Annotated in this window: 26 protein-coding genes; 20 read left to right on the forward strand and 6 right to left on the reverse strand. The window is 68.5% G+C overall.

What is annotated here, in order from left to right; all coding sequences use genetic code 11:
- The first annotated feature begins 1 nt into the window (after position 1).
- The 4 genes from fdhD to PMES_RS05770 are packed head-to-tail and all read left to right on the forward strand — an operon-like array spanning position 2 to position 3,265.
- Positions 2-886, forward strand: coding sequence for a formate dehydrogenase accessory sulfurtransferase FdhD (gene fdhD, locus PMES_RS05755; protein WP_159964567.1), 885 nt, complete (start codon positions 2-4; stop codon positions 884-886).
- Positions 883-1,497 carry a molybdenum cofactor guanylyltransferase MobA gene (gene mobA / locus PMES_RS05760; protein ID WP_159964568.1) on the forward strand — a complete coding sequence of 205 codons (615 nt, stop codon included), beginning with the start codon at positions 883-885 and terminating at the stop codon, positions 1,495-1,497. Before fdhD ends, mobA begins: the two co-directional genes overlap by 4 nt.
- Positions 1,494-1,988, forward strand: a complete 495-nt coding sequence (gene mobB / locus PMES_RS05765) for a molybdopterin-guanine dinucleotide biosynthesis protein B (RefSeq protein ID WP_159964569.1) — start codon at positions 1,494-1,496, stop codon at positions 1,986-1,988. The genes mobA and mobB overlap by 4 nt, the downstream gene beginning before the upstream one ends.
- Positions 1,985-3,265 (forward strand): molybdopterin-binding protein, encoded by a 1,281-nt coding sequence (locus tag PMES_RS05770; protein ID WP_236549710.1) that lies wholly within the window; start codon positions 1,985-1,987, stop codon positions 3,263-3,265. Before mobB ends, PMES_RS05770 begins: the two co-directional genes overlap by 4 nt.
- Before the next feature lie 95 nt (positions 3,266-3,360).
- On the opposite strand, the gene PMES_RS05775 is transcribed toward PMES_RS05770, so the two are convergent.
- Entirely contained in the window at positions 3,361-4,731 is a 1,371-nt protein-coding gene (locus PMES_RS05775; protein ID WP_159964570.1) for a zinc-ribbon domain-containing protein, read from the reverse strand.
- A 176-nt stretch (positions 4,732-4,907) separates the two neighbouring features.
- On the opposite strand from PMES_RS05775, the gene PMES_RS05780 reads away from it, so the two are divergent.
- From PMES_RS05780 to PMES_RS05790, 3 genes are read left to right on the forward strand one after another with little or no spacing between them, the layout of a single operon-like run.
- Positions 4,908-5,585 carry a cell division ATP-binding protein FtsE gene (locus tag PMES_RS05780; protein ID WP_159964571.1) on the forward strand — a complete coding sequence of 226 codons (678 nt, stop codon included), beginning with the start codon at positions 4,908-4,910 and terminating at the stop codon, positions 5,583-5,585.
- Positions 5,586-5,587: 2 nt separating this feature from the next.
- On the forward strand, positions 5,588-6,493 hold the full coding sequence (locus PMES_RS05785; protein WP_159964780.1) for a cell division protein FtsX: 906 nt from the start codon (positions 5,588-5,590) through the stop codon (positions 6,491-6,493).
- Positions 6,493-7,236, forward strand: coding sequence for a lysophospholipid acyltransferase family protein (locus tag PMES_RS05790; RefSeq protein WP_159964572.1), 744 nt, complete (start codon positions 6,493-6,495; stop codon positions 7,234-7,236). Before PMES_RS05785 ends, PMES_RS05790 begins: the two co-directional genes overlap by 1 nt.
- Before the next feature lie 79 nt (positions 7,237-7,315).
- Here PMES_RS05790 and PMES_RS05795 read toward each other — a convergent pair whose 3' ends face one another.
- Both PMES_RS05795 and PMES_RS05800 read right to left on the reverse strand, forming a co-directional pair.
- On the reverse strand, positions 7,316-8,278 hold the full coding sequence (locus PMES_RS05795) for an acetyl-CoA carboxylase carboxyltransferase subunit alpha (protein WP_159964573.1): 963 nt from the start codon (positions 8,276-8,278) through the stop codon (positions 7,316-7,318).
- 101 nt (positions 8,279-8,379) lie between these two features.
- Positions 8,380-9,336 (reverse strand): L-malyl-CoA/beta-methylmalyl-CoA lyase, encoded by a 957-nt coding sequence (locus tag PMES_RS05800; RefSeq protein WP_159964574.1) that lies wholly within the window; start codon positions 9,334-9,336, stop codon positions 8,380-8,382.
- 265 nt (positions 9,337-9,601) lie between these two features.
- On the opposite strand from PMES_RS05800, the gene dgcA reads away from it, so the two are divergent.
- From dgcA to PMES_RS05815, 3 genes are all read left to right on the forward strand, one after another.
- A complete protein-coding gene (dgcA, locus tag PMES_RS05805; RefSeq protein WP_159964781.1) occupies positions 9,602-10,567 on the forward strand; it encodes an N-acetyl-D-Glu racemase DgcA in 966 nt (321 codons plus the stop codon).
- Between the two features lie 10 nt (positions 10,568-10,577).
- Entirely contained in the window at positions 10,578-11,432 is an 855-nt protein-coding gene (locus tag PMES_RS05810; protein ID WP_159964575.1) for a D-amino-acid transaminase, read from the forward strand.
- A 145-nt stretch (positions 11,433-11,577) separates the two neighbouring features.
- On the forward strand, positions 11,578-12,765 hold the full coding sequence (locus PMES_RS05815; RefSeq protein WP_236549711.1) for an AI-2E family transporter: 1,188 nt from the start codon (positions 11,578-11,580) through the stop codon (positions 12,763-12,765).
- Positions 12,766-12,811: 46 nt separating this feature from the next.
- Here PMES_RS05815 and PMES_RS05820 read toward each other — a convergent pair whose 3' ends face one another.
- Positions 12,812-13,132, reverse strand: a complete 321-nt coding sequence (locus PMES_RS05820) for a DUF1244 domain-containing protein (protein ID WP_159964576.1) — start codon at positions 13,130-13,132, stop codon at positions 12,812-12,814.
- A 32-nt stretch (positions 13,133-13,164) separates the two neighbouring features.
- Entirely contained in the window at positions 13,165-13,905 is a 741-nt protein-coding gene (locus PMES_RS05825) for an N-formylglutamate amidohydrolase (RefSeq protein WP_159964577.1), read from the reverse strand.
- Between the two features lie 152 nt (positions 13,906-14,057).
- Between PMES_RS05825 and pyk the strand changes: the two genes are divergently transcribed.
- The 10 genes from pyk (at position 14,058) to mscL (ending at position 22,546) form a co-directional block, all read left to right on the forward strand.
- On the forward strand, positions 14,058-15,503 hold the full coding sequence (gene pyk / locus PMES_RS05830) for a pyruvate kinase (protein WP_159964578.1): 1,446 nt from the start codon (positions 14,058-14,060) through the stop codon (positions 15,501-15,503).
- Positions 15,504-15,540: 37 nt separating this feature from the next.
- Positions 15,541-15,765 (forward strand): hypothetical protein, encoded by a 225-nt coding sequence (locus PMES_RS05835; protein WP_159964579.1) that lies wholly within the window; start codon positions 15,541-15,543, stop codon positions 15,763-15,765.
- Positions 15,766-15,881: 116 nt separating this feature from the next.
- Complete coding sequence (gene rpmI, locus PMES_RS05840; RefSeq protein WP_159964580.1) at positions 15,882-16,082, forward strand: 50S ribosomal protein L35; 201 nt, start codon at positions 15,882-15,884, stop codon at positions 16,080-16,082.
- A gap of 12 nt (positions 16,083-16,094) precedes the next feature.
- A complete protein-coding gene (gene rplT, locus PMES_RS05845; protein WP_159964581.1) occupies positions 16,095-16,472 on the forward strand; it encodes a 50S ribosomal protein L20 in 378 nt (125 codons plus the stop codon).
- A gap of 228 nt (positions 16,473-16,700) precedes the next feature.
- Complete coding sequence (locus tag PMES_RS05850; RefSeq protein WP_236549712.1) at positions 16,701-17,471, forward strand: MauE/DoxX family redox-associated membrane protein; 771 nt, start codon at positions 16,701-16,703, stop codon at positions 17,469-17,471.
- A gap of 69 nt (positions 17,472-17,540) precedes the next feature.
- Positions 17,541-18,617: a phenylalanine--tRNA ligase subunit alpha gene (gene pheS / locus PMES_RS05855; protein ID WP_159964582.1), complete on the forward strand. Its 1,077-nt coding sequence runs from the start codon at positions 17,541-17,543 to the stop codon at positions 18,615-18,617.
- Positions 18,618-18,696: 79 nt separating this feature from the next.
- Positions 18,697-19,116, forward strand: coding sequence for an ASCH domain-containing protein (locus PMES_RS05860; protein ID WP_159964583.1), 420 nt, complete (start codon positions 18,697-18,699; stop codon positions 19,114-19,116).
- A 92-nt stretch (positions 19,117-19,208) separates the two neighbouring features.
- Complete coding sequence (gene pheT / locus PMES_RS05865; protein ID WP_159964584.1) at positions 19,209-21,605, forward strand: phenylalanine--tRNA ligase subunit beta; 2,397 nt, start codon at positions 19,209-19,211, stop codon at positions 21,603-21,605.
- A gap of 52 nt (positions 21,606-21,657) precedes the next feature.
- Positions 21,658-22,119: a YtoQ family protein gene (locus tag PMES_RS05870; RefSeq protein ID WP_159964785.1), complete on the forward strand. Its 462-nt coding sequence runs from the start codon at positions 21,658-21,660 to the stop codon at positions 22,117-22,119.
- On the forward strand, positions 22,112-22,546 hold the full coding sequence (gene mscL / locus PMES_RS05875; protein ID WP_159964585.1) for a large conductance mechanosensitive channel protein MscL: 435 nt from the start codon (positions 22,112-22,114) through the stop codon (positions 22,544-22,546). The genes PMES_RS05870 and mscL overlap by 8 nt, the downstream gene beginning before the upstream one ends.
- 101 nt (positions 22,547-22,647) lie before the next feature.
- On the opposite strand, the gene ald is transcribed toward mscL, so the two are convergent.
- Complete coding sequence (gene ald, locus PMES_RS05880; protein WP_159964586.1) at positions 22,648-23,766, reverse strand: alanine dehydrogenase; 1,119 nt, start codon at positions 23,764-23,766, stop codon at positions 22,648-22,650.
- Positions 23,767-23,780 lie beyond the last annotated feature (14 nt).

The raw sequence follows: 23,780 nt of genomic DNA on the forward strand, positions 1-23,780 counted from the left end.
AATGACAAATCGTGATGACCAGGGTGACTATATCGTCGCCCCAGACCCCGGCCGCCCCGGCCTGACCCGCAGCGTGGAGGGTATCGACCAGAGCGGGCAGTCCGGTCCGGTCAGCGTCGTCGAGGAGCGTCCCCTGACGATCTTCCTCAACGGCCAGGAGATCGTCACCGCCATGACGATCGGAGACTATCCCGAATACCTGGCGCTGGGCTTCCTGCGCAATCAGGGGATGCTGCGTGACGGGGAGACCGTGCAGGGGGTCGATTTCGACGAGGAACTCGAGACGGTCGTGGTGCGCACCGACGGGCAGACCAGCTACGAGGAGAAGCTGCGCAAGAAGACCCGCACCAGCGGCTGCGCGGTCGGCACCGTCTTCGGCGACATGATGGAAGGGCTCGAGGGGCTGACCCTGCCGCAGGCCGAGGTGCGCAGCTCCTGGCTTTATGCCCTCGCCGCGAAGATCAACACCACCCCCTCCCTCTATCTCGAGGCGGGGGCGATCCACGGCACCGTCCTGTGCCGCGAGGATCGTCCGCTGGTCTACATGGAGGATGTCGGGCGGCACAACGCGGTCGACAAGATCGCCGGCTGGATGCTGAGCGAGAATGTCGCTGCGGGGGACAAGATCCTCTACACGACCGGCCGCCTGACCTCGGAGATGGTGATCAAGACGGCGCTTATGGGCATCCCCGTGCTCGCCTCGCGCTCGGGCTTCACCGCCTGGGGGGTCGAGATCGCGCAGCAGGTCGGCCTCACGCTGATCGGACGGATGCGCGGGCGCCGGTTCACCTGCCTCGCGGGCGATGCGCGGCTGATCCGCGACGCCGATCCGGGCGCGGTGGCGGACGAGCCGCGCCGTTCGGCGCGCAAGGGCGGCGCGGCATGAGGGCCCCGGTGGGGGTGATTCTCGCCGGCGGCCAGGCGCGGCGCATGGGGGGCGGCGACAAGGGGCGGCTTCCGCTCGGCGGCGTGCCGATCCTGACGCGGGTGATCGCCCGGCTGGAGCCGCAGGTCGCGGGACTGGCGCTCAACGCCAACGGCGATCCGGACCGCTTCGACGATCTCGGGCTTGACGTGCTGCCGGACAGCGTGGCCGATCATCCCGGCCCCCTCGCAGGCGTGCTGGCCGGTCTCGACTGGGCGGCGGAACAGGGGGCCGATCACATCGTGACCGCGGCCGCGGACACGCCCTTCTTTCCCTGCGATCTCGTTCCGATGCTGCAACTGGCGGCCGAGCGGGCGGGAGCGCCGATCGCGCTTGCCGCCACGATGGAGGGCACGCGGCAGGTGCGCCACCCCGTCTTCGGCCTCTGGCCCGTCGCCCTGCGTGAGGATCTGCGTTTAGCCATCGCCGCGGGCACACGCAAGGTGGTGATCTGGACCGGACGGCACGGCGCGGTGGAGGCGGTGTTTCCCGTGGAACGCTTCGATCCCTTCTTCAACGTGAACACGCCAGACGATCTGGCGCGGGCCCATTCTTTCCTGGACGCGCCATGAAGGTCTACGGCGTCACGGGCTGGAAGAATGCCGGCAAGACGGGGCTGATGGAGCGTCTGGTTGCCGAGTTCACGGCCAGGGGGCTGCGCGTCTCGACGCTCAAGCACGCCCATCACAGCTTCGACGTCGATCACCCCGGCCGCGACAGCCATCGTCACCGCGAGGCCGGCGCGCATCAGGTGATGCTGGGCTCGGCCAATCGCTGGGCGCTGATGACCGAGCTGCGCGGCGAGGCGGAGCCCGGTCTCGACGCGTTGCTCTCGATGATGGCGCCCGCCGATCTGGTTCTGATCGAAGGCTGGAAGCGGGACCGCCATCCCAAGATCGAGGCTTGGCGCGCCCAGACCGCCAACCCCCTGATCGCGCCGGAGGATCCGACCATCCGCGCCGTCGCCTCCGACACGCCGCTTGATACCGCCGGCAGGCCGCGTTTCGATCTCGACGATACCGCCGCCATCGCCGATTTCATCGCCGGGGAGCTCGATCTGTGAGCGAATACGACGATACCGGTCCTGCCGTTCCGCCGCTGCGCGACGATTGCTTCGCGTTGCCGGCGGGGGTGCACTGGATGCCCGTCGAGGAGACGCTGGCGCTGCTGCGCGCGCGTCTCGCCCCCGTGACCGGGGAGGAGGAGGTCGCCCTCGACGCCGCCGATGGCCGGGTGCTGGCCGGTCCCGTCGCCGCGCGTCGGAGCAATCCGCCGGCAGCCAATTCCGCCGTGGATGGCTACGGGTTCGCCTGGCATGACGGGATGGTCGGCCCGCAATCGCTGCCTTTGGCAGAGGGACGCGCGGCGGCCGGCGCCCCCTATGGCCGCCGCCTCGAGCGGGGCGCGGCGCTGCGCGTTCTGACGGGTGCGGTGCTGCCTGAGGGAATGGACACCGTCCTTCTGGAGGAGGACGTGTGGGTGGAGGACGGCCGGGTGGTCTTCGACGGGCTGCCCCAGCGCGGCGCCAACACGCGCCGCGCCGGCGAGGATATCGAGATCGGCGCGCCCGCACTCGGCGCCGGACGGCTAGTGCGTCCGGAGGATATCGCGCTTCTGGCGGCCACCGGGACGGCCCGGCTGACCGTGCGCCGCAGGTTGCGGGTCGGCGTGCTCTCGACGGGGGACGAGCTGGCCGCGCCGGGCGAGACCACCGATCCCGCGCGCACCTATGATGCGAACCGGCCGATGCTCCTGGCGATCCTGGCGCGCTGGGGCTACGTCCCCGTCGATCTTGGCCATGTGCCGGATCGCCGCGATGCCCTGCGCGATGCCTTCGACGCGGCGCGGGCGCGCTGCGACGTGCTGCTGAGCTCCGGCGGCGCCTCGGCGGGGGACGAAGATCACGTCTCCGCCATCCTGCGCGCCGAGGCGCATCTGACCGCCTGGCGGATCGCGGTCAAGCCGGGGCGTCCGCTGGCCCTTGCGATGTGGCGCGGAATGCCGGTCTTCGGGCTGCCCGGGAACCCGGTCGCGGCCTTTACCTGCACGCTGGTCTTCGCGAGGCCTGCCCTGGCGCAGCTCGCGGGCGGCAACTGGAGCGTGCCGGCGGGGTTCACCGTTCCGGCCGCGTTCGAAAAGACGAAGAAGGCCGGCCGGCGCGAATTCCTGCGCGCGCGGCTCACCGGTGAGGGGCATGCGGAGGTCTTCGCCTCGGAAGGGTCCGGACGGATCAGCGGGCTCGGCTGGGCCGGTGGTTTCGTGGAGCTTGCGGAGCCCGCCGGCACCGTCGCGCCGGGAGACCCGGTGCGCTTCGTGCCCTATGGCAGCTTCGGCCTCTAGCGCCGAGGGCCCAGCTTCGGGGGTGAGCGATGCGGGGCAGGATGGCGGGGCGGATGACGGCCCGGCCGGAGGACCGGCGCCAAAGACAGCCGGGATCAGCCTTCCTGCGCGCTCAGCCCGGCCGCCGCATCCTCGAGCCACCCGTCGAGTGTCAGGCGGAAGACGTTGACCTGATCCACGTAGGCCGCGAGCACCGGCTCGATTGCCGGCAGGGCGCGCGCCAGGGGCGGGGCGAAGACGTAAAGAAGGATCAGCGCCGCCGCCAGGAACAGCATCAAGGAGAAGCCGAGCCTGAAGCCGCGCGGGCTTTCGTCACGGGTTTGCGCGGTGCCCGGCGGCGGCAGGTTGCGCTGCGGGGCCGCGGCGAGCGTGGAGTTGATCTCCTCGATATCGGGCAGCAGGTCGCGCCGCGAACCCGCGGCGACCGGGTCGATCGGGGGGGCTGCCGGAAAGACGGCGGCGCCGCGCTTCGGCGCTTCGCCCTCGGGCGGCGCCTCGGCGCGCGGATCCGCCCGGAGGGGCGGGGCCATTCCGGGCCCGTCCTGCGCGAAATCGTTCCCCGCCGCGCCTTCCGGCATGTCGGCTCTCCGGGGCGGCGTGCCATCCGTATCGGGGCGCGGCGTAGGGTCGGGATCCTCCTCCCCGCGCGGCGCGCGGCCGGTCCCGGACATTCCACCAGCGGCATCGTTGCCCTTTTCGTCGTCGAATTCCCGCTCGGGGGGAATATGCGCGACACGCGGCGCCTCGGTCGCACCACCAAGGTTTGGCGGGGCGGGCATCCCGGCGGCCCGCCTCCCGCCTGTCCCGATATCCGTCTCGTCGTCCCAGCCCGTATCGTGCCCCGTATCGTGCCCCGTACCGTGTTCTGGATCGTGATCCGTGTCGCGGTCCGGCCCGGTGCCCGTGCCCGTTTCAGGTTCGAGATCCGTCACGGGCTCGGCCCCAGGGCGCGCGTGATCGGGGGAGGCATGCGGCTCCGTCCCCATCTCCGGTCCCGTTTCTGGCCCCATGTCTGGTCGCGTTTCCACGCCCCAGGGCTCTACCGGCCCGGCACCGTGTTCCCCGGCATCCGTCTCCGTCTCGTCCGGCCACGGCGCTTCGCCGCGCGCGCCCCGCGCCCCGTCCTCCGGGGCCCCGTCCTCCCGCGGGACGGCGCCTTCCGCCGCGCGGCGGCGCGCCTCCGCCTCGCGTTCGGCCTCCTCGCGCAGGATGCGGCGGGTCTCCTCGTCCATTTCGCGGCGCAGCGGGGCGGTGCGGCGGGCCGGGCCGGCCACATCGGCGCCGTCCTGCGCGCCGCCGAACGCGTCATCCTCGTCCCAGGGCGCGTCATCGCCCAGCGGCATGTTCGGGCCGGGCTGGAACCAGGTATGCGCGCAGTGCGAGCATTGCACATCGCGCCCCTCGTCGGGGATCATCGCGCTGTCGACCTCGTATTGGGCCGTGCAATTCGGACAGATCAGCCTCATTGCGCACCTCTCTCGTCCAGACCAGTGGTGGACCGCGTCATTCCCGGTTTGTGTCAGCAGTATCAAGGCGCTCGCGACAATCAAAGCCTTAGCAGGCGTGCCGCGTTGAAAGACCCGCCGACATGAGGCAAAACGGTCGCGCGTTCGGGCGTGTCGGCCCCCGCGGGAGAGTGGCGTTGATCGAACTGAAGAATGTCAGCTACAGCTACGGGTCCGACACCTTGCTCGAAGGGGTCGATCTCGACCTGTCCGCAGGCTCGTTCCATTTCCTGACCGGTCCCTCGGGGGCGGGAAAGACGACGCTGCTCAAGCTGTGCTATCTCGAACTCGCGCCCAGCCGGGGCGAGGTGACGGTCTTCGGGCGCGCTTCGGCGCGGCTCGGACGCGACGGGATCGCCAAGCTGCGCCGCCGCGTGGGCGTGGTGCACCAGGATTGCAGGTTCATCGACCACCTCCCGCTCTCCGAGAACGTGACATTGCCGCTGGCGGCGGCGGGCCTGCCGGTGGAGGAATACGGCGAGGAGCTGGATCAGCTGCTTCACTGGGTGGGGCTGCGCGGGCGCAGCGACGCGTTGCCGCCCGAGCTGTCGGGCGGCGAGCGGCAGCGCGCGGCGCTGGCGCGGGCCCTCATCATGTCGCCCGATGTCATCCTCGCGGACGAGCCCACCGGCAATCTCGACTGGGAGATGTCGCTGCGGCTGCTGACGCTGCTGGTCGAGCTGAACCGGATGGGCAAGGCGATCCTGATCGCGACGCATGATCTTAACCTGATCCGACAGGCCAAGGCGCAGCTCGCCGCGCGGGTGGTGCGCATCAGGGGCGGCCGGGTCGAGATGGCGGGGGCGGACCTGTGAGGCTGCCGGCTTTCGTCACCGGCGCCGTCGCCCTCGTGCGCGGCGATCCGCGCGCCGACCGGGTGGTGCCGCCCTCGGGCTTCACCGCGAGGCTGACCCTCTTCACCAGCGCGGCGATGGCCTTTCTCGCGGTCTTCGCGCTGGCCCTTTCCCTCGCGACCCACAGGCTCGCCGAACGCTGGGGCAGCGCGCTCGGGCAAAGCGCCACGATCCGCATATCCGCTCCGCTCGCGCAGCGCGACCTGCAGACCGAGGCGGTGCTTCGCATCCTGCGCACGACGCCCGGCGTGGCCTCGGCGCGGGCGCTTGGCGATGCCGAGCAGCAGGCCCTCCTGGCCCCGTGGTTCGGGCCGGACCTGCCGATCGAGAGCCTGCCGATCCCCCGTCTCGTGGAGGTGGGCGAGGCGCCGGGCGGATACGATGCCGAAGGGCTGCGGATGCGGCTGCGTGCCGAGGCGCCGGGGGCCATGCTCGACGATCACGCCCGCTGGCGCAGGCCACTGGTTCGGGCCGCCGAAAGCCTCAACCTCTTCGGCTTCGCCGCCATCGGGCTCATCGCGGGGACCATGGCCGCGCTCGTCGCGCTCGCCGCCAGCGTGTCGCTCACCGCCAATGCCCAGGTTCTGGCCGTGCTGCGCCTCGTGGGGGCGCGTGACATGACCATCGCCCGCGCCTTCGTGCGCCGCTTCACCCTGCGCGCCTTCGCCGGTGCCGCCATCGGAACGGTGATCGCGATGGTGGCCATCGCCCTGCTGCCGCGCGCCGATGCGGCCGGCAGCTTTCTCACGGGGCTGGGCTTCGAGGGGGCCGGCTGGTTCGCGCCGCTGGCGATACCGCCCCTTGCCGGCATCATCGCCTTCTGGGCCACCCGTCATGCCGCCTTGCGCGCGCTCAAGGAGATCACCTGATGGCCAACGCCGTGCAATGGCTGCGCTCGCTTCTCTTCAATACCCAGATGTACGTGATGATGCCGCTGATGGCGCTCGTCTTCCTGCCCTATGCGCTCGTCTCCCGGCAGGGCGCCTTCGCGGCCGTCCACACCTATTGCCGTTACGTGCGCTGGACCGCGTCATGGATGGTCGGCCTGCGATCCGAGATCCGCGGAACGCCCCCCACGGGCAAGGTCATCGTCGCCGCCAAGCATCAGAGCTTCTTCGACATCATCATGATCGTCTCCGTCCTGCCGCGCCCGCGCTTCATCATGAAGAAGGAGCTCAGATATGCGCCCGTCCTGGGCTGGTTCGCGCTTCGGATGGGCTGCATTCCGGTGGATCGCGGCAAGCGGGCGCGGGCGATCTCGCAGATGCTCAGGGACGTGGCCGCCGGCAGCCTCGAGGTGGGGCAGCTCATCATCTATCCGCAAGGCACGCGCCTCGCTCCCGGCGTGAGCGCGCCGTTCAAGTCGGGGACGACGATCCTCTACCGCACCCTTGCGCAGCCCTGCGTGCCCGTTGCGGTGAATGTCGGCCTGTTCTGGCCGCGCCAGGGCGTGATGCGACGCAAGGGCCTGGCCGTGGTCGAGTTCCTGCCGGTGATCCCGCCCGGGCTCGACAAGGACAGCTTCGCCCGCCGCCTGTCGCACGATATCGAAAGCCATTCGGACCGGCTGATGGCCGAGGCCGGGTTCACGCGCCTGCCGCCGGCGCCCTGAAACGCCAGGCAGGCGTCCCCGGCGCGCGGGCGCGTTTCAGGCCGGGGGAAATGCGGAGCGGATGCGGGCGCCCTCGGGTTCAGGCGGCAAGGCCCTTGCTGCCCATCTTGACGAATTTCTCGCGCCTGGCACGGCGCAGCGCGTCCGGCTCCTGGCCGTCGAGCTCGCCCAGCATCGCCCCGATCGCTTTGCCCACGGCATCGATCGCGGCGAGACTGTCGCGATGCGCACCGCCCTTGGGCTCGGCCACGATCCGGTCGATGGCGCCGAGCTTGTGCAGGTCCTGCGCGGTCAGGCGCAGCGCGGCCGCCGCCTCGCGCATCTTCTCGGCATCCTTCCACAGGATCGAGGCGCAGCCCTCTGGCGAGATCACCGAATAGATCGAATGCTCCAGCATCGCGATCCTGTTCGCGGTGGCAAAGGCCACGGCGCCGCCAGAGCCGCCCTCGCCGATGATGACCGAAACGAGCGGCACGCCGATGCGCAGGCATTTCTGCGTCGCGCGGGCGATCGCCTCGGACTGGCCGCGCTCCTCGGCGCCCTTGCCCGGATAGGCACCCGGCGTGTCGACGAGGGTGATCACCGGCAGGCCGAACCTGTCGGCAAGCTCCATCAGCCGGATCGCCTTGCGGTAGCCCTCGGGGCGGGCCATGCCGAAATTGCGCTCGATCCGGGTCTTGGTGTCATGACCCTTCTCCTGTCCGATCACCATCACGGGCCGGTCCTGCAGGCGCGCAAGCCCGCCCATCACGGCATGGTCATCCGCGAAGTTGCGGTCCCCGGCGAGCGGGGTGAACTCGGTGAAGAGGCGCGCGATGTAATCCTTGCAATGCGGCCGGTCGGCATGGCGCGCCACCTGTGCCTTCTGCCAGGCGTTCAGCGTGCGGTAGATCTCGTCGAGCATCCCCGCGGCCTTGCGGTCGAGCGCGGCGGCCTCCTTCTCGACATCCATGCCCTCGGAGCGCCGCGCCATGGCCCGCAGCTCTTCGGCCTTGCCTTCGATCTCGGCGAGGGGGCGTTCGAATTCGAGGTAATTGGTCATCTCGGCGCTCCAGCTTGTCCGCTGCCGGATATGACCTCTCGCCCGCCGCTTTGCAACTTGGCTCTGTGCGCCGAGGGTTGCGGAGCGGCGGGCGATGCGGCTCAGTCGGCGATCATTTCCGACTGCTTGACGATGACCTCGGCCTGCCGGATCGAGGCCAGATCGACGAGGCGGCCCTTGTAGACAGCCGCGCCCTGGCCCGATTGCTTTGCATGCTCCATCGCCTCGAGGATGGCACGGGCCTCGTGCACCGCCTCCTCGGACGGGGTGAAGACCTCGTTGCTGAGCGCCACCTGCTTGGGGTGGATCGCCCATTTGCCGACCATTCCGAGCGTGGCGGAGCGGCGCGCCTGCGCGCGGAAGCCCTCGTCGTCGGAGAAGTCGCCGAAGGGGCCGTCAACGGGGAGCACCCCATGCGTGCGGCAGGCGGCCACGATCGCCGTCTGCGCCCAGTGCCACGGGTCGGACCAGTGCTTCCGGCCCTCGTGCAGCATGTAGTAATTCTCCTGCGTGCCGCCGATGCCGGTCGTCTGCATCCCCATGGAGGCGGCGAAATCGGCCGCCCCGAGGCTCATCGCCTGCAGGCGGGGGGAGGCGGCTGCGATCTCCTCGACATGCGCGATGCCGGCGGCGGTCTCGATGATGACCTCGAGCGCGATGCGCTTCTCGCGTCCGCGCGCCGCCTCGGCGGCCGTCACCAGCGCGTCCACCGCGTAGATGTCCGCGGCGCAACCGACCTTGGGGATCATGATCTGGTCGAGCCGGTCGCCGGCCTGCTCGATCAGGTCGATCACGTCGCGATACCAGTAGGGCGTGTCGAGCCCGTTTATCCGGACGGAGAGATGCTTGTTGCCCCAGTCGATATCGCCGATCGCCTGGATGATGTTCTTGCGGGCTTCCGGCTTGTCATCGGGGGAGACGCTGTCCTCGAGGTCGAGGTTGATCACGTCTGCCGCGCTGCCGGCCATCTTCTCGAAGATCGCCGGACGCGATCCGGGGCCGAAAAGCTGGCAACGGTTCGGGCGGGCGGGGGGCGTCGGCTGTATACGGAAGCTCATCTGTGTCTCGCAATATTATTACCATATGCTCGCCTTGGTGGGTATAATGTTGTCCGCCCCGTTGCAAGCGGGGAAGGCGGAGCGGTGCGTGAGGCCAGCAGGGCAAGCAGAATCGCGCGGGGCCTTGCGTCCCGTGCGGGCCAATGGCAGCCATGGGCCGGTATCGACCGGGCGCCGCGTGCCGGTCCGCCGGGCGCGCCGCGCGCCATGCCCCCGCAATCGCCCGCCAACCGCCCCCCCAACCGCCTCGCAAGGAGCGCAGATGATGGAACTGACCGCGACCGAGGAACGCTTCGCCCTGGCGGAGACCTTCACCATTTCGCGCGGCTCCAAGATGCAGGCGCATGTCGTGACCGCTCATCTGCGGGGCGGCGGCGTGACGGGCAGGGGGGAATGCGTGCCCTATGCCCGCAACGGCGAGGCGGTCCCCGATGTTCTCGCGGCGATCCGTGCCCTGCCCTCCGGCCTCGATCGGGCGGCGCTGCAGGAGGCGATGCCGGCGGGGGCGGCGCGCAACGCCGTCGATTGCGCGATGTGGGATCACGCGGCGCGGCGCGCCGGCTGCCGGGTCTGGCAGCTTGCCGGCCTCGCCGCGCCGAAGCCCTGCGTGACGGCGTTCACCCTGTCGCTCGCCTCGCCCGAGCAGATGCGCGCGGCTGCCATGCGCCACGCCCACCGCCCCCTGCTCAAGATCAAGCTTGGCACGGAGGCGGACATGCCCCGGCTCGAGGCGGTGCGGCAGGGCGCGCCGGACGCGCGGATCATCGTCGATGCCAACGAGGGTTGGAGCGCGGCGGTCTATGCCGAGCTGGCGCCGCATCTCAAGCGTCTCGGCGTGGCGCTGGTCGAACAGCCCCTGCCTGCCGGCCGCGACGAGGCGCTTGCCGAGATCGAACGGCCGGTGCCCGTCTGTGCCGACGAAAGCTGCCATGACCGCGCCTCTCTGCCGCGGCTCGCCGGCCGCTACGACATGATCAACGTCAAGCTCGACAAGACCGGCGGCCTGACCGAGGCGCTGGCCCTTGCGGGCGAAGCCAGGGAGGCGGGCTTCATGGTTATGGTCGGCTGCATGGTCGGCAGCTCGCTGGGAATGGCGCCGGCGGTGCTGGCCGCGCAGGGCGCGCAACTTGTCGATCTTGACGGACCGTTGCTTCTGGCCGAAGACCGCCCGAACCCGCTGCGCTACGACGGCGGCGGGGTGCATCCGCCCGACCGGGCGCTCTGGGGATAGGAGAGACACGATGAGCCGCACAGTCTATGTCAATGGCGACTACCTGCCGGAGGAAGAGGCCAAGGTCTCGGTCTTCGATCGCGGTTTCCTCTTCGCCGACGGCGTCTACGAGGTGACGAGCGTTCTGGGCGGCAAGCTCATCGATTTCCCGGGCCATGCCCGCCGTCTGGCGCGCTCGCTGGGCGAGCTGGACATGAAGATGCCCGTTCCCGAGGACGATCTTCTGGAGATCCACCGCGAGCTTGTCAGGGCCAACGGGATCGGCGACGGCCTCGTCTACCTGCAGGTGACGCGCGGCGCCGCCGATCGCGACTTCGCCTATCCCGAGCATCCGGTCCAGACGATGGTCCTCTTCACCCAGGCCAAGCCCGGCCTCGCCGACGCGCCGATGGCCCGCAGCGGGATGAAGGTGATCTCGATCGAGGATCAGCGCTGGGGCCGGCGTGACATCAAGACGGTGCAGCTTCTCTATCCCTCGATGGGCAAGATGATGGCCAAGGCCGCCGGTTGCGACGACGCGTGGATGGTCGAGGACGGTCATGTCACCGAAGGCACGTCCAACAATGCCTATATCGTCAAGGACGGCGCGATCGTGACGCGCCAGCTCGGCACCGAGATCCTGCATGGCATTACCCGCGCCGCGGTTTTGCGTTTCGCGCGCGAGGCGCAGATGAAGGTCGAGGAGCGCCCCTTCACCATCGCCGAGGCGCAACAGGCGGAGGAGGCCTTCATCACCTCCGCCTCGGCCTTCGTGATGCCCGTGGTCGAGATCGACGGCGAGAAGGTCGGCACCGGCACGCCGGGTCCCGTGGCCCGCAGGCTGCGCGAGATCTACATCGAGGAAAGCCGGCGCGCCGGCGTCTGAGCGCATCGCGTCCCCGCTCCTGCCCGGGATCATCGCCTTGGGGAGTGGGCACACGGGCGATCGCGCGGGCATGCGGAACCGGCAGCGCCCGGGCGCGTTCACGCTCCACCAAAGAGCATCGCTTTGACAGGGAGGCATCGCCGCTGTGGCTGACAAGGAAACCGCGGACGATCCGTATGTCGCACTCGCAAGACGCATCCCCCGCTGGGCGATCATCGGTGTCTTCCTCATCCTCGCGATCGATGCGCTGGCAACGGCGCGCGCTTTCCTTCTCCCGGTTCTCCTCGCCTTGCTGCTGGCCCTCGTGTTCAGCCCCCTGCGTCGCAGCATGGAGCGGCTTGGCGTCAATTCCGCGATCTCCGCCTTCCTGATCACGGTCACGCTCCTCGTGGGCATGGGCGGTCTCGGGCTTGGCCTGATGGCGCCGATCAGCCGCTGGGTCGACGATGCCCCGCGCATCAGCCGCGAATTCGAGACCAAGCTGCGCGATCTGCGCGGTGCGGCGGCCGGAATGATGAATGCCGCCGAGCAGGTGGAAAAGATCACCAGCGGCGAGAGCACGACGGAGGCGACGGAGGTCGGGCGACCGATCGAGGGGCCCAAGCCGCCCGAGAAGGTCGTGGTCAAGGAGCCGGGCGCCGCGAGCACGCTCGTCTGGGCAACCCCTCAGATCGTCGGGCAGGTGCTCTTTACCCTGACATTGCTCTTCTTCCTGCTCGTCTCGGGCGACATGTTCTACGAGAAGCTCGTGCATGTCATACCGAAGTTCAAGGACAAGCGCCGCGCCATCCGGATCGCCCGCGACATCGAGCGGCAATTGTCGCGCTACCTTCTGACGATCACCGTGATCAATGCCGGCCTGGGTGTCGGGATCGCCATTGCCATGACGATCATCGGAATGCCCAGCCCGCTTCTTTTCGGGGTGATCGCCTTCCTGTTGAACTTCGTGCCCTATCTGGGCGCGATCATGGGCGTCGCCCTGTCCTTCGGCGTCGGTGTCGTCAGCTTCGACACGGTGCAGCATGCCCTCATCGCCAGTGGCCTCTATCTCAGCCTCACCACGATCGAGGGCCAGTTCGTCACGCCCTATTTCGTGGGGCGCAGCCTGCGGCTCAACACGGTGATGGTCTTCTTGTCGGTGACATTCTGGGCGTGGCTGTGGTCGATCGTCGGCATGCTGCTGGCCACGCCGCTTCTGGTCCTGGTCAAGACCCTGTGCGACCATATCCCGTCGCTGCACAATATCGGCTCGTTCCTGTCGGGGCGGGGCGAGGAGCGAAACGAGGAGGGGGGCGAGGCCGCCGCTGCCGAGGAGCGCGCGGCCAAGGGCTAGGGGGAGGCGTAGCCCGCAGGCAGGCGGACCCGGTCGCGGGGCGGGTCTAGCCGCGCTCCGCCTCCGATCCCACGTTGCGGGCGAACTCGGTCTCGAAGCTGGCCTTCTGCTCGGCACTCGCCTCGGTCTGGTTGCGCGCGCGCCAGTCGTCATAGGGCATGCCGTAGAAGGCCTCGCGCCCCTCTTCCTTGCTCATCTCGATGCCGCGCGCATTGGCCTCTTCCTGGTACCAGCGGCTCAGGCAGTTGCGACAGAAGCCGGCGAGATTCATCATGTCGATGTTCTGCACGTCGCCCCGCGCCGCGAGATGGTCGCGCAGCCTGCGGAATGCGGCGGCCTCGAGTTCGGTGCGTGTCGTCTCGTCCATGGAAACCTCTCCGGGAGTTGTCATCTGGCCCGTTACAGCTGGGCCTCGGCGAGCGCCGCGTCAAGGATCGGGGCAAGGGTGTCGGCCCAGTCGCGCTGCGCGGCCGTGGTGCCAATCAGGTCGTTGCGCAGCTCCACGAGAATGTTCAGGCGCCCGTGGGCCAGCGCGTGCCGGTCGATCGAATCGCCCGGAAGATGGCCGCTATAGGGCTCGTTATCCCCGACCTCGAACGTGCCGAGATCGGCCAGGCCGCGCACCAGCGGATCGGCGATCCGGCGGTCGGGGCCGGACAGCACGGCCACCTTCCAGGGGCGCGGGGGACCGGCCCTGAGCTGCGGCGTGAAGCTGTGGATGGCGAGGATGGCCCTGTCATCGCGCCGCGCCGCGAGTTCCTCGAGCGCCGCGTGATAGGGCCTGTGGCACAGCTCCATGCGCCGCTCCAACTCCTCCGCGCCGGCATGGCGGTTGGCCGGCACGATGGTCCCGTCATAGAGCTTCATCAGCAGCGTGGGATCATCCTCGCCGCGGTTCGGATCGATGACGAGGCGCGAGAAGTTGGTGCGGATGAAGGGCGCGTCGAGCCGCCGGGCCAACTCGGCCGCGAGGCCGGCCGCGCCCACGTCATAGGCGATATGCCGGTTCATGTCGGCCTCCTCGAGGCCGAGCGTGCCGCCGTTGACCGCTTGCGGGACCGTGTTCGCGGCATGGTCGCACGTCACCAGCCATTGCGAGGGACGGTCTGCGCCTTCGATGAAAAAGGGCTGATAGCTCATGGGGGTGTCACCTGTTCAAGAACGTGACATGAATAGGCAATGATGGCCCGGAGCGCCAGTTGTCAGGCTGGGGGTTTTAAGCCATAACCCCAGCCAAGCGTATATTGTCATGCGCTAACATATGATGCTCCGCCCCAAACGGATGAGGTCCCATGAGACGCCTTCGCAATGTAAAGATCGTCGCGACCCTGGGTCCGGCCTCCAATGACTACGACATGATCCGCGCGCTTTTCGAGGCAGGCGCGGATGTCTTCAGGCTCAACATGAGCCATGGTGATCACGCCGAGATCGGCGAGCGTCACAAGATCATCCGCCAGATCGAGAGGGATACCGGCCGGCCCATCGCCATCCTTGCCGACCTGCAGGGACCCAAGCTGCGCGTCGGCACCTTCGCCAATGGCGAGGAAGAGCTGACCGAGGGGCAGTCCTTCAGGCTCGATCTGGACGAGGCGGAGGGCGATTCGTCCCGCGTGCGCCTGCCGCATCGCGAGATCTTCGAGGCGCTCGAGCCCGGCGCGCACCTGCTGGTCAATGACGGCAAGATCAAGCTTCGGGTGAAATCCTGCGGCAAGGATCACGCCGATTGCGAGGTGCTCGTCGGCGGGACGATTTCGAATCGCAAGGGGGTCAACGTGCCGGACGTGGTGCTGCCCCTCGCGGCGCTCTCCGAGAAGGATCGCAAGGATCTCGAATTCGTCTGCGGCCTCGGCGTCGACTGGCTCGCCCTCAGCTTCGTGCAGCGCGCCGCCGACGTGGCGGAGGCCCGGGCCCTGGCCAAGGGCCGTGCGGCGATCCTTTCCAAGATCGAGAAGCCCGCGGCGGTCAAGAGTTTCGAGGAGATCCTCGAGGTGAGCGACGGGATCATGGTGGCGCGCGGCGACCTGGGGGTCGAGCTGCCGGTGCAGAACGTGCCGCCGATCCAGAAGCGCCTCGTGCGCAAGTGCCGCGCCGCCGCCAAGCCGGTGATCGTCGCCACGCAGATGCTTGAATCGATGATCGAATCGCCGATGCCGACCCGCGCCGAGGTCTCGGACGTGGCCACCGCGATCTACGAGGGGGCCGATGCGGTCATGCTCTCGGCCGAAAGCGCCGCCGGCTCCTATCCGATCGAGGCGGTGACCACGATGAACAACGTCGCGCTCGAGGTCGAGAGCGACGCGACCTACTACAACATCATCGATGCAAGCCGCGGCGGTGACAAGAAGACCATCGCCGACGCGATCGTCTCGGCCGCGCGGGAGATCGCCGAGACGACGCCCATCACCGCGATCTGCTGTTACTCGCAATCGGGCACGACGGCGCTTCTGGTGGCGCGCGAGCGGCCGCATGTGCCGATCATCGCGATGACGGCCGTCGAGGCGACGGCCCGCCGGCTGTGCCTGAGCTGGGGTTTGCACTGCGCCATCACCGAGGAGGTGGACCGCTTCAAGTCGGCCGTGGTCAACGCGGTGCGCGCCGCGATCGCGGAGGGCTTCGCCCAGCCCGAGGACAACATCGTCGTGACCGCGGGCGTGCCCTTCAACCAGCCGGGAACCACGAACATTCTTCGTGTCGCGCCCTGCGAGGAGAGATTGATCTTCAAAACCGAACCCGAGTAGCCTTGGCCCCTGCAGGGCCGAAGGAGTAAGGGACGTCATGGAGCCAGATGTCGCATTGGTGAGCGGAGCCGCGATGGCGCTCCTCGCGATTCCGTCCTTCCTGTCGGCCTTTTCCGACAGCCGGCCGCCGCGGCTGGCCGCGCTGCTGCTCGTGCTCGCCGCGCTGCTTGTCTACGACGCGGTGCGCCGGGCACCCGAGGGCTATGGCATCGGCGATCTTCCCGACGCCTTTCTCAGGGTCGTCGCGATGATCGTGAACTGACGTTTTGCCCTTGCCTGCGGGCGATGCGCCTCCTATACGGCGGTTTCCTATGGCACGACCGGCCCGAGTGGCATGCCGAGTCGTGTCTCGAACCGCCCGGATCAGAGGAGACGGAAATGCCCAAGATGAAGACGAAATCGAGCGCCAAGAAGCGCTTCAAGGTGACGGCGACCGGCAAGGTCATCGGCGGCTATGCCGGCAAGCGGCATGGCATGATCAAGCGCAGCACCAAGTTCATTCGTGACGCACGCGGCACCCGCGTCCTGTCCGAACCGGACCAGAAGCTCGCGAAATCCTACATGCCCTACGCCCGTTAAGGAGACCGACCCATGGCAAGAGTCAAAGGTGGAACCGTCACCCACGCCCGTCACAAGAAGGTCATCAAGGCGGCGAAAGGCTATTACGGCCGCCGCAAGAACACCTTCCGCACAGCCACGCAGGCGGTGGACAAGGCGAACCAATACGCGACCCGCGACCGCAAGAACCGCAAGCGCAACTTCCGCGCGCTGTGGATCCAGCGGATCAACGCGGCCGTGCGCAGCCATGACGAGGCGCTGACCTACAGCCGCTTCATCAACGGTCTGGCGCTGGCCGGGATCGAGGTGGACCGCAAGGTGCTCGCCGATCTCGCCGTGCATGAGCCCGAGGCGTTCGGTGCGATCGTCGAGAAGGTGCAGTCGGCGCTGAACCAGAAGCAGGCCGCCTGATCGATCAGGCATCCGGCCCGTCTCGTGGATGCGGCAGGATAACGGCTGACAAGAATTTCGAGGGACCGCGATGCGCAGGCGTCGCGGTCCCTTGCGTTCGGGGAACCCTCACCCGCTGGAAGCGCGTTGCGCTGCCATGATCTTCAGGGCGTCTGCCGCCGGCCGGGCGGAATGCGGCACGAGCAAGGAGCCGCCGCTTGCGACGTCACGCAGCAGAGGGAAGTCACCATGAAAGATACGATCGAGACCGAACCGCAAGGTCAGCCCGCCGGACGGAAGGCCACGCTCTACCGCATGGTCATGGACAAGCACCTTTGCCCCTACGGGCTGAAATCGAAAGCCCTGCTGGAGCGCAAAGGCTTCGATGTCGAGGATCACCCCCTGACCACCAGGGAGCAAACCGAGGCGTTCAAGCGCGAGCACGGGGTCGAGACCACGCCGCAGGCCTTTATCGGGCGCGAGCGTATCGGCGGGTATTCAGAGCTGCGCGCCCATTTCGGCAACCCCCTGCCCGAGGAGGGCGCCACCAGCTACAAGCCGGTGATCGCGATCTTCGGCACCGCCTTCGCCATGGCGCTGGCCTTCAGCTGGGCGGCTCTCGGTGCGATCGCGATCATTCCCGTGATCGAGTGGTTCATCGCCATCGCCATGGTCATGCTGGGCATTCAGAAGCTGCAGGATGTCGAGAGCTTCTCGACCATGTTCCTCAATTACGACCTGCTGGCGCAGCGCGAGCCCCGCTACGGATATGTCTATCCCTATGCGGAGACCGGCGCGGGGCTTCTGATGATCGCGGGCACCCTCCTGTGGATCGCCATCCCGGTCGCCCTCTTCATCGGCACGATCGGCGCGGTCTCGGTGTTCAAGGCCGTCTATATCGACAAGCGCGAACTGAAATGCGCCTGCGTGGGCGGCAGCTCCCGGGTGCCGCTGGGGTTCGTGTCGCTGACCGAGAACGTGATGATGGTGGCCATGGCGCTCTGGATGCTCTTCACCTGAGTGCAATTCTTGCACCCACGCGCCTGACGGGGTAGCTGATCCGCTGAATGCTAGCCCGGGGGCCTCGTGATGGACGATCTGAAAGAGAAATACCTGACGGCGATTTCCGAGGCAGGCGACGAGGCCGCGCTCGAAGAGGTCCGTCTCGCCGCGATCGGCAAGAAGGGCGAGGTCAGCCTCAAGATGCGCGAGCTGGGCAAGATGAGCCCGGAGGAGCGCCAGGAGGCCGGCCCCGCTCTCAACGCGCTCAAGACCGAGATCACCCAGGCGATATCGGCGCGCAAGGCCGCCCTCGAGGCGGAGGCGCTCGAGGCGCGTCTTGCCGGCGAATGGCTCGACGTGACGCTGCCGGGCCGTGCCGGGCCGCGCGGCGTGGCGCAGGGCACCGTCCACCCCGTCAGCCAGGTCTGGGAGGAGGTCACGGCGATCTTCGCCGATCTTGGCTTCTCGGTGGCCGAGGGGCCGCAGATCGAAAGCGACTGGTACAATTTCGACGCGCTGAACATCCCCGACCATCACCCCGCGCGCGGCGAGATGGACACGTTCTACATGACCCGCGCCGAAGGCGACGACCGACCCCCGCACGTGCTGCGTACCCATACCTCGCCCGTGCAGATCCGCACCATGCAGGAGCAGGGCGCGCCGCTGCGCATCATCGCACCGGGCCGCGTCTACCGCGCCGATTACGACCAGACCCACACCCCGATGTTCCATCAGGTCGAGGGGCTGGCGATCGGCCGCGACATCTCGATGGCCAATCTCAAATGGGTGCTCGAGGAATTCCTGACCGCCTTCTTCGGCCGCGAGGTCAAGACCCGCTTCCGCGCCTCGCATTTCCCATTCACCGAACCTTCGGCGGAGGTGGACATCCAGTGCAGCTTCGAGGGCGGCCAGGTGAAGGTCGGCGAGGGCGATGGCTGGCTCGAGGTGCTCGGCTCGGGAATGGTGCATCCTTCGGTGCTGCGGGCGGGCGGCATCGATCCCGACGAATGGCAGGGTTTCGCCTTCGGCATCGGGATCGACCGGCTCGCCATGCTGAAATACGGGATACCCGACCTGCGGGCGTTCTTCGATTCGGACCTGCGCTGGCTGCGCCATTACGGATTCGGCGCGCTGGACGTGCCGACGCTCCATGGCGGGGTCTGAGGGGCCGCGCCGCACGCGCCAGACGCGGGGGCGTTCCCGCCGGCCCGCACCCGATGCAAACCCCCAGCGGGAGACGCGCATGAACGACGATTACGAGGATCTTCAGGATACCTATCCCGGGGCGGGCACGTTCCGCTTCGGCACCAGCCGGGTCGCCTGCCGCCGCCTCAACGAGATGGTGCGCCGGGGAACCAAGACCGCGAATGTCGCGCTCCTTTCGGATTTCGGCGGCGATCTCGATGCCCTGCCGCGCGCCGGGCGGGCCGATATCGCGGTGGATTGGGACGGGGCGCCGGCCCTCGTGATCCGCACGACTGCGGTCGAGACGGTCCGCTTCTGCGACGTGACCGAGGAGATGGCCCTCGCGGAAGGCGAGGCCGCGAGCCTCGAGGAATGGCGCAGGCTGCGCCGCGAAAGCCTCGGCGGCGAGGCGCTCGATGCGGCGGCCGAGCTGGTCTTCGAGCGCTTCGAACTGATCGAGGATCTCTCCGAGCGATAGGCGCGGGCGGCCGGGTGCCGCGCGGCGCGATCCTTTCCATCTGCACCGCGCTGGGGTACCTGCTGCGGTTAAACTGACAAGGCGGCTGTCCCATGAAATTCACACTCACCTGGCTCAAGGATCACCTCGACACCACCGCCTCGGTGGACGAGATCGCTGAGGCCCTGACCGATCTGGGGCTCGAGGTCGAGGCGGTGTCGAACCCGGCCGACATGCTCTCCGGTTTCCGGCTCGGCCATGTCGAGAGCGCCGAGAAGCATCCCGATGCGGATCGGCTGCGCGTGTGCCAGGTGCGCACTGCCGATGGCATGAGCCAGATCATCTGCGGCGCGCCCAATGCCCGCGCCGGGATCACGGTGGTCGTGGCCAGCCCCGGCTCTTATGTCCCCGGGATCGACACCACGATCCAGGTCGGCAAGATCCGCGGGATCGAGAGCCACGGCATGATGGCCTCCGAGCGGGAACTGGAGCTTTCCGAGGAGCATGACGGCATCATCGAGCTGGCCTCCGGCGAGGTCGGCCAGAGCTTCGCCGATTGGCTGGCGCAGAACGATCCGGCAAAGGTCGACCCGGTCATCGAGATCGCGATCACCCCGAACCGCCCCGATGCGCTGGGCGTGCGCGGCATCGCGCGCGATCTCGCAGCGCGGGGGCTCGGCACGCTGAAACCCGCGCCCGAGCCGCGCATCGCGCAGGAAGGGCCCGCCGGCCTCGACGTGACCATCGGGGAGGATGCGCGCGAGGGCTGCCCGCTTTTCGCCGGGCGCGTGATCCGCGGCGTGACCAACGGTCCCTCCCCGGAATGGCTTCAGAGCCGGTTGCGGGCGATCGGCCTGCGTCCGATCTCGGCACTCGTCGACATTACCAATTTCTTCACCTTTGACCGCAACCGACCGCTTCATGTCTTCGACATGGCGCATGTGAAGGGCGATCTGGGCATCGGGCTGTCGAGCGGCGGCGAGACGATCGAGGCGCTCGACGAGAAGAGCTATACCCTGGCACCGGGAATGATGGTGATCCGCGACGATGCCGGTCCGCAGAGCATTGCCGGCATCATGGGCGGCGCCGCGACCGGGGTCTCGGAGGGGACGACGGATGTCTTCCTCGAAAGCGCTTGGTGGGACCCGGTGAGCATTGCGCGGACGGGCCGGGCCCTGAAACTCAATTCGGACGCACGCTACAGGTTCGAGCGCGGCGTCGATCCCGAGTTCACCCTGCCGGGGCTCGATCTCGCGGCCGCGATGATCCTCGATCTGTGCGGTGGCACCGCCTCCGAACTGGTGCAGGCCGGTGAGGTGCCGCAGACCGCGCGATCCTATCCCCTCGATACGGGCAGGGTGCAGAGCCTTGTCGGCATGGAGATCGCGCCCGAGCGCCAGCATGCCGCGCTCGAGGCGCTCGGCTTCACCATCGATGGCGACATGGTCCAAGTACCGAGCTGGCGGCCCGACGTGCAGGGCAGCGCCGACCTGGTGGAGGAGGTCGCGCGGATCGCCTCGCTGACCCGTCTCGAAGGCCGCCCCCTAGAACGCGCCCGCGCCGGTGTTTCCGCGCCTGTCCTGACCGCCGCCCAGAAGCGCGAGCAGATGGCGCGCCGGACCGTGGCGGCCCTCGGCTACAACGAATGCGTCACCTACAGTTTCGTGGACGCGGCCTCGGCGGAGCTTTTCGGCGGGGGCGAGCCGGCGCGCCGGCTCGAGAACCCGATCAGCCGCGAGCTTGGCCATATGCGCCCGCACCTGCTGCCGGGATTGCTGCAGGCCGCGGCCCGCAACCAGGCCCGCGGCGCGGGCGATCTCGCGCTGTTCGAGGTGGGGCCGGTCTTCTCGGGCGGCGAGCCCGGCGAGCAGCAGGTGCAGATCGCCGGGCTGCTTTGCGGGCGCACCGGGCCCAAGGACGTGCACGGTGCCGCGCGCGCCGTCGACATCTATGACGCGAAGGCGGATGCCGAAGCCGTGCTCGCGGCGATCGGCGCGCCTGCCAAGATGCAGATCATGCGCGGCGGGGAAGGCTGGTGGCATCCGGGCCGGCACGGCATCCTTTGCTTGGGTCCCAAGAAGAGGCTTGCCGTCTTCGGCGAGCTGCATCCCGCCGTCTTGCGCCAGATGGGGATCAAGGGAAGCGCGGTCGCCTTCGTCGTCTCTCCCGAGGAGGTGCCGGCCCCGCGCAACCAATCGGCCACGCGGCCGGCGCTCGTTCTGGGCGATCTTCAGGCCGTCGAGCGCGATTTCGCCTTCGTGGTCGATGATCGGGTCGAGGCACTGACCCTCGTGAACGCCGCGGCCGGTGCAGACAAGGCCCTGATCGAGGAGGTTCGTGTCTTCGACGAGTTCGTCGGCGGGGTGCTCGGGGAGGGACGCAAGTCCCTTGCCATCACGGTGCGGCTGCAGCCGCGGGAGGACACTCTCACGGAGGCGCAGATCGAGGCAGTCAGCGGCAAGATCGTCGAGAAGGTCACGAAGGCGACCGGCGGCACGCTGCGCGGCTGATGGCGGACGCCTCCGGCGGGGAGGTATTTTGACGAAGATGAAGGAGAGCGCGATGCTGAAGGTCTATCTGTCGGGTGAGATCCATACCGACTGGCGCGACAGGATCGTCGCCGGGGCGGAAGGCCTCGACGTGCGCTTCGACGGTCCCGTGACCGATCACGCCGCCAGCGACGATTGCGGCGCGGCCATCCTCGGCGCCGAGGAGAGCCGGTTCTGGCATGATCGCAAGGGGGCGGGGCTCAACGCGATCCGTACGCGCCGCGGGATCGAGGGCGCCGACGTGGTCGTGGTGCGCTTCGGCGACAAGTACAAGCAGTGGAACGCGGCATTCGATGCGGGCCAGGCGGCGGCGCTCGGCAAGTCGCTGATCGTGCTGCATGGACCCGAACATCAACATGCGCTCAAGGAAGTCGATGCGGCCGCGCTGGCGGTGGCGGAGACGCCCGAGCAGGTGGTGCAGATGCTGCGCTACGTTCTGACGGGGGCGCTGCCGGAGACGCGGGCCGATGCTTGAGGAATTCAAGGATTTCATCGCCAAGGGCAATGTCATGGACATGGCCGTGGGAATCATCATCGGCGCATCCTTCACCGCGATCGTGAAATCGGTGGTGGATGACCTGCTGAACCCCGTTCTCGGGATCATCACCGGCGGGATCGATTTCTCCGACAAGTTCGTCATCCTGTCGGGCGGCAGCCGTGCCGATTTCGAATCGCTGCAGATTGCCCGCGACGCGGGCGCCGCGGTCTTCGCCTATGGCGCCTTTCTCAGCTCGGTGATCAATTTCCTGATCATCGCCTTCGTTGTCTTCTTGCTGGTCAAGTGGGTGAACAAGCTGCGCAAACTGACCGAATCGCCCGACGATGTCGCACCGAGCGTGCCGACCGCGCCCAGCGAGAAGGATATCCTGATCGAGATCCGGGATGTGCTGAAGGCGCGGTGAAGCGCGGCGCCCCGTCTGGCGCTGGGCAAGGAACGCGGGTTTCGCCGTACCCCGTCGGGGGAGAGAGGGAGGGACGCGCGGCGCCCCTCCCTTCGACCGGGTCAGCCGGCGAGCAGGCGCCCGGGATCGCTGAAATCCCGGCCGAGCGCCTCCGCCACCGCCCGGTGGGTGATACGCCCGTCATGGACATTCAGACCCGCCGTCAGGTGGGGATCCTCGGCGCAGGCCGCGCGCCATCCCTTGTCCGCCAGAGCGAGCATGTAGGGCATCGTCGCGTTGCCGAGCGCGATCGTGGACGTGCGCGCGACCGCGCCGGGCATGTTGGCCACGCAGTAATGCATGATCCCGTCCACATCGTAGATCGGGTCGTCATGGGTGGTTGCGCGGGATGTCTCGAAACAGCCGCCCTGGTCGATGGCCACGTCGACGATCGCGGCGCCGGGTTTCATCTGCGACAGCTGCGCGCGCGTGACGAGCTTGGGCGCGGCGGCACCGGCCACGAGGACCGCGCCGATCACCATGTCGGCCCCGGCCACCAACTCGGCGGTGTTTCCGGCGCTGGCATAGCTCGTACGGAAGACCCCGCCGAAGGTCTCGTCGAGCTGGCGCAGGCGGGGCAGGGAGCGGTCGAGCACCGTGACATCGGCGCCCATTCCCGCCGCAACGCGCGCGGCATGGGTGCCCACGACACCGCCGCCGATCACCGCGACGCGGGCCGGGCCGACGCCCGGCACGCCGCCCATCAGGACCCCGCGGCCGCCATTGGCCTTCTGCAGCGTCCAGGCGCCCATTTGCGGCGCGAGCTTGCCGGCCACTTCCGACATCGGCGCCAGGAGCGGCAGGCCGCCGCGCGCGTCGGTCACCGTCTCGTAGGCGATACAGGTCGCGCCCGAACGGATCAGGTCATCGGTCTGTTCGGGATCGGGGGCGAGGTGGAGATAGGTGAAGAGGAGCTGACCCCCGCGCAGCATCGCGCGTTCCTTTGGCTGCGGCTCCTTGACCTTGACGATCATCTCGGCTGCCTCGAAGACGGCCTGCGCATCGGCGGCGATCGTCGCGCCGGCCTCCTTGTAATCCTCGTCGGAGAAGCCGGCGCCCGTTCCCGCGCCCGCCTGCACCAGGACTTCGTGCCCGTGGGCGATCGCCTCACGCGCGGCATGGGGGGTGAGGCCGACGCGGTACTCACGGGTCTTCACCTCAGTGGGGCATCCAATTTTCATGCTGGGGCTCCTTG

It is taken from the genome of Profundibacterium mesophilum KAUST100406-0324, assembly GCF_009835145.1.
Taxonomy (GTDB): domain Bacteria; phylum Pseudomonadota; class Alphaproteobacteria; order Rhodobacterales; family Rhodobacteraceae; genus Profundibacterium; species Profundibacterium mesophilum.

Bases quoted from the DNA above. Each gene is read 5' to 3' on its own strand.
- fdhD (WP_159964567.1), top strand. From the start codon at position 2: ATGACAAATCGTGATGACCAGGGTGACTATATCGTCGCCCCAGACCCC.
- mobA (WP_159964568.1), top strand. From the start codon at position 883: ATGAGGGCCCCGGTGGGGGTGATTCTCGCCGGCGGCCAGGCGCGGCGC.
- mobB (WP_159964569.1), top strand. From the start codon at position 1,494: ATGAAGGTCTACGGCGTCACGGGCTGGAAGAATGCCGGCAAGACGGGG.
- PMES_RS05775 (WP_159964570.1), bottom strand. From the start codon at position 4,731: ATGAGGCTGATCTGTCCGAATTGCACGGCCCAATACGAGGTCGACAGC.
- PMES_RS05790 (WP_159964572.1), top strand. From the start codon at position 6,493: ATGGCCAACGCCGTGCAATGGCTGCGCTCGCTTCTCTTCAATACCCAG.
- PMES_RS05795 (WP_159964573.1), bottom strand. From the start codon at position 8,278: ATGACCAATTACCTCGAATTCGAACGCCCCCTCGCCGAGATCGAAGGC.
- PMES_RS05800 (WP_159964574.1), bottom strand. From the start codon at position 9,336: ATGAGCTTCCGTATACAGCCGACGCCCCCCGCCCGCCCGAACCGTTGC.
- dgcA (WP_159964781.1), top strand. From the start codon at position 9,602: ATGGAACTGACCGCGACCGAGGAACGCTTCGCCCTGGCGGAGACCTTC.
- PMES_RS05810 (WP_159964575.1), top strand. From the start codon at position 10,578: ATGAGCCGCACAGTCTATGTCAATGGCGACTACCTGCCGGAGGAAGAG.
- PMES_RS05820 (WP_159964576.1), bottom strand. From the start codon at position 13,132: ATGGACGAGACGACACGCACCGAACTCGAGGCCGCCGCATTCCGCAGG.
- PMES_RS05825 (WP_159964577.1), bottom strand. From the start codon at position 13,905: ATGAGCTATCAGCCCTTTTTCATCGAAGGCGCAGACCGTCCCTCGCAA.
- pyk (WP_159964578.1), top strand. From the start codon at position 14,058: ATGAGACGCCTTCGCAATGTAAAGATCGTCGCGACCCTGGGTCCGGCC.
- PMES_RS05835 (WP_159964579.1), top strand. From the start codon at position 15,541: ATGGAGCCAGATGTCGCATTGGTGAGCGGAGCCGCGATGGCGCTCCTC.
- rpmI (WP_159964580.1), top strand. From the start codon at position 15,882: ATGCCCAAGATGAAGACGAAATCGAGCGCCAAGAAGCGCTTCAAGGTG.
- rplT (WP_159964581.1), top strand. From the start codon at position 16,095: ATGGCAAGAGTCAAAGGTGGAACCGTCACCCACGCCCGTCACAAGAAG.
- PMES_RS05850 (WP_236549712.1), top strand. From the start codon at position 16,701: ATGAAAGATACGATCGAGACCGAACCGCAAGGTCAGCCCGCCGGACGG.
- pheS (WP_159964582.1), top strand. From the start codon at position 17,541: ATGGACGATCTGAAAGAGAAATACCTGACGGCGATTTCCGAGGCAGGC.
- PMES_RS05860 (WP_159964583.1), top strand. From the start codon at position 18,697: ATGAACGACGATTACGAGGATCTTCAGGATACCTATCCCGGGGCGGGC.
- pheT (WP_159964584.1), top strand. From the start codon at position 19,209: ATGAAATTCACACTCACCTGGCTCAAGGATCACCTCGACACCACCGCC.
- PMES_RS05870 (WP_159964785.1), top strand. From the start codon at position 21,658: ATGCTGAAGGTCTATCTGTCGGGTGAGATCCATACCGACTGGCGCGAC.
- mscL (WP_159964585.1), top strand. From the start codon at position 22,112: ATGCTTGAGGAATTCAAGGATTTCATCGCCAAGGGCAATGTCATGGAC.
- ald (WP_159964586.1), bottom strand. From the start codon at position 23,766: ATGAAAATTGGATGCCCCACTGAGGTGAAGACCCGTGAGTACCGCGTC.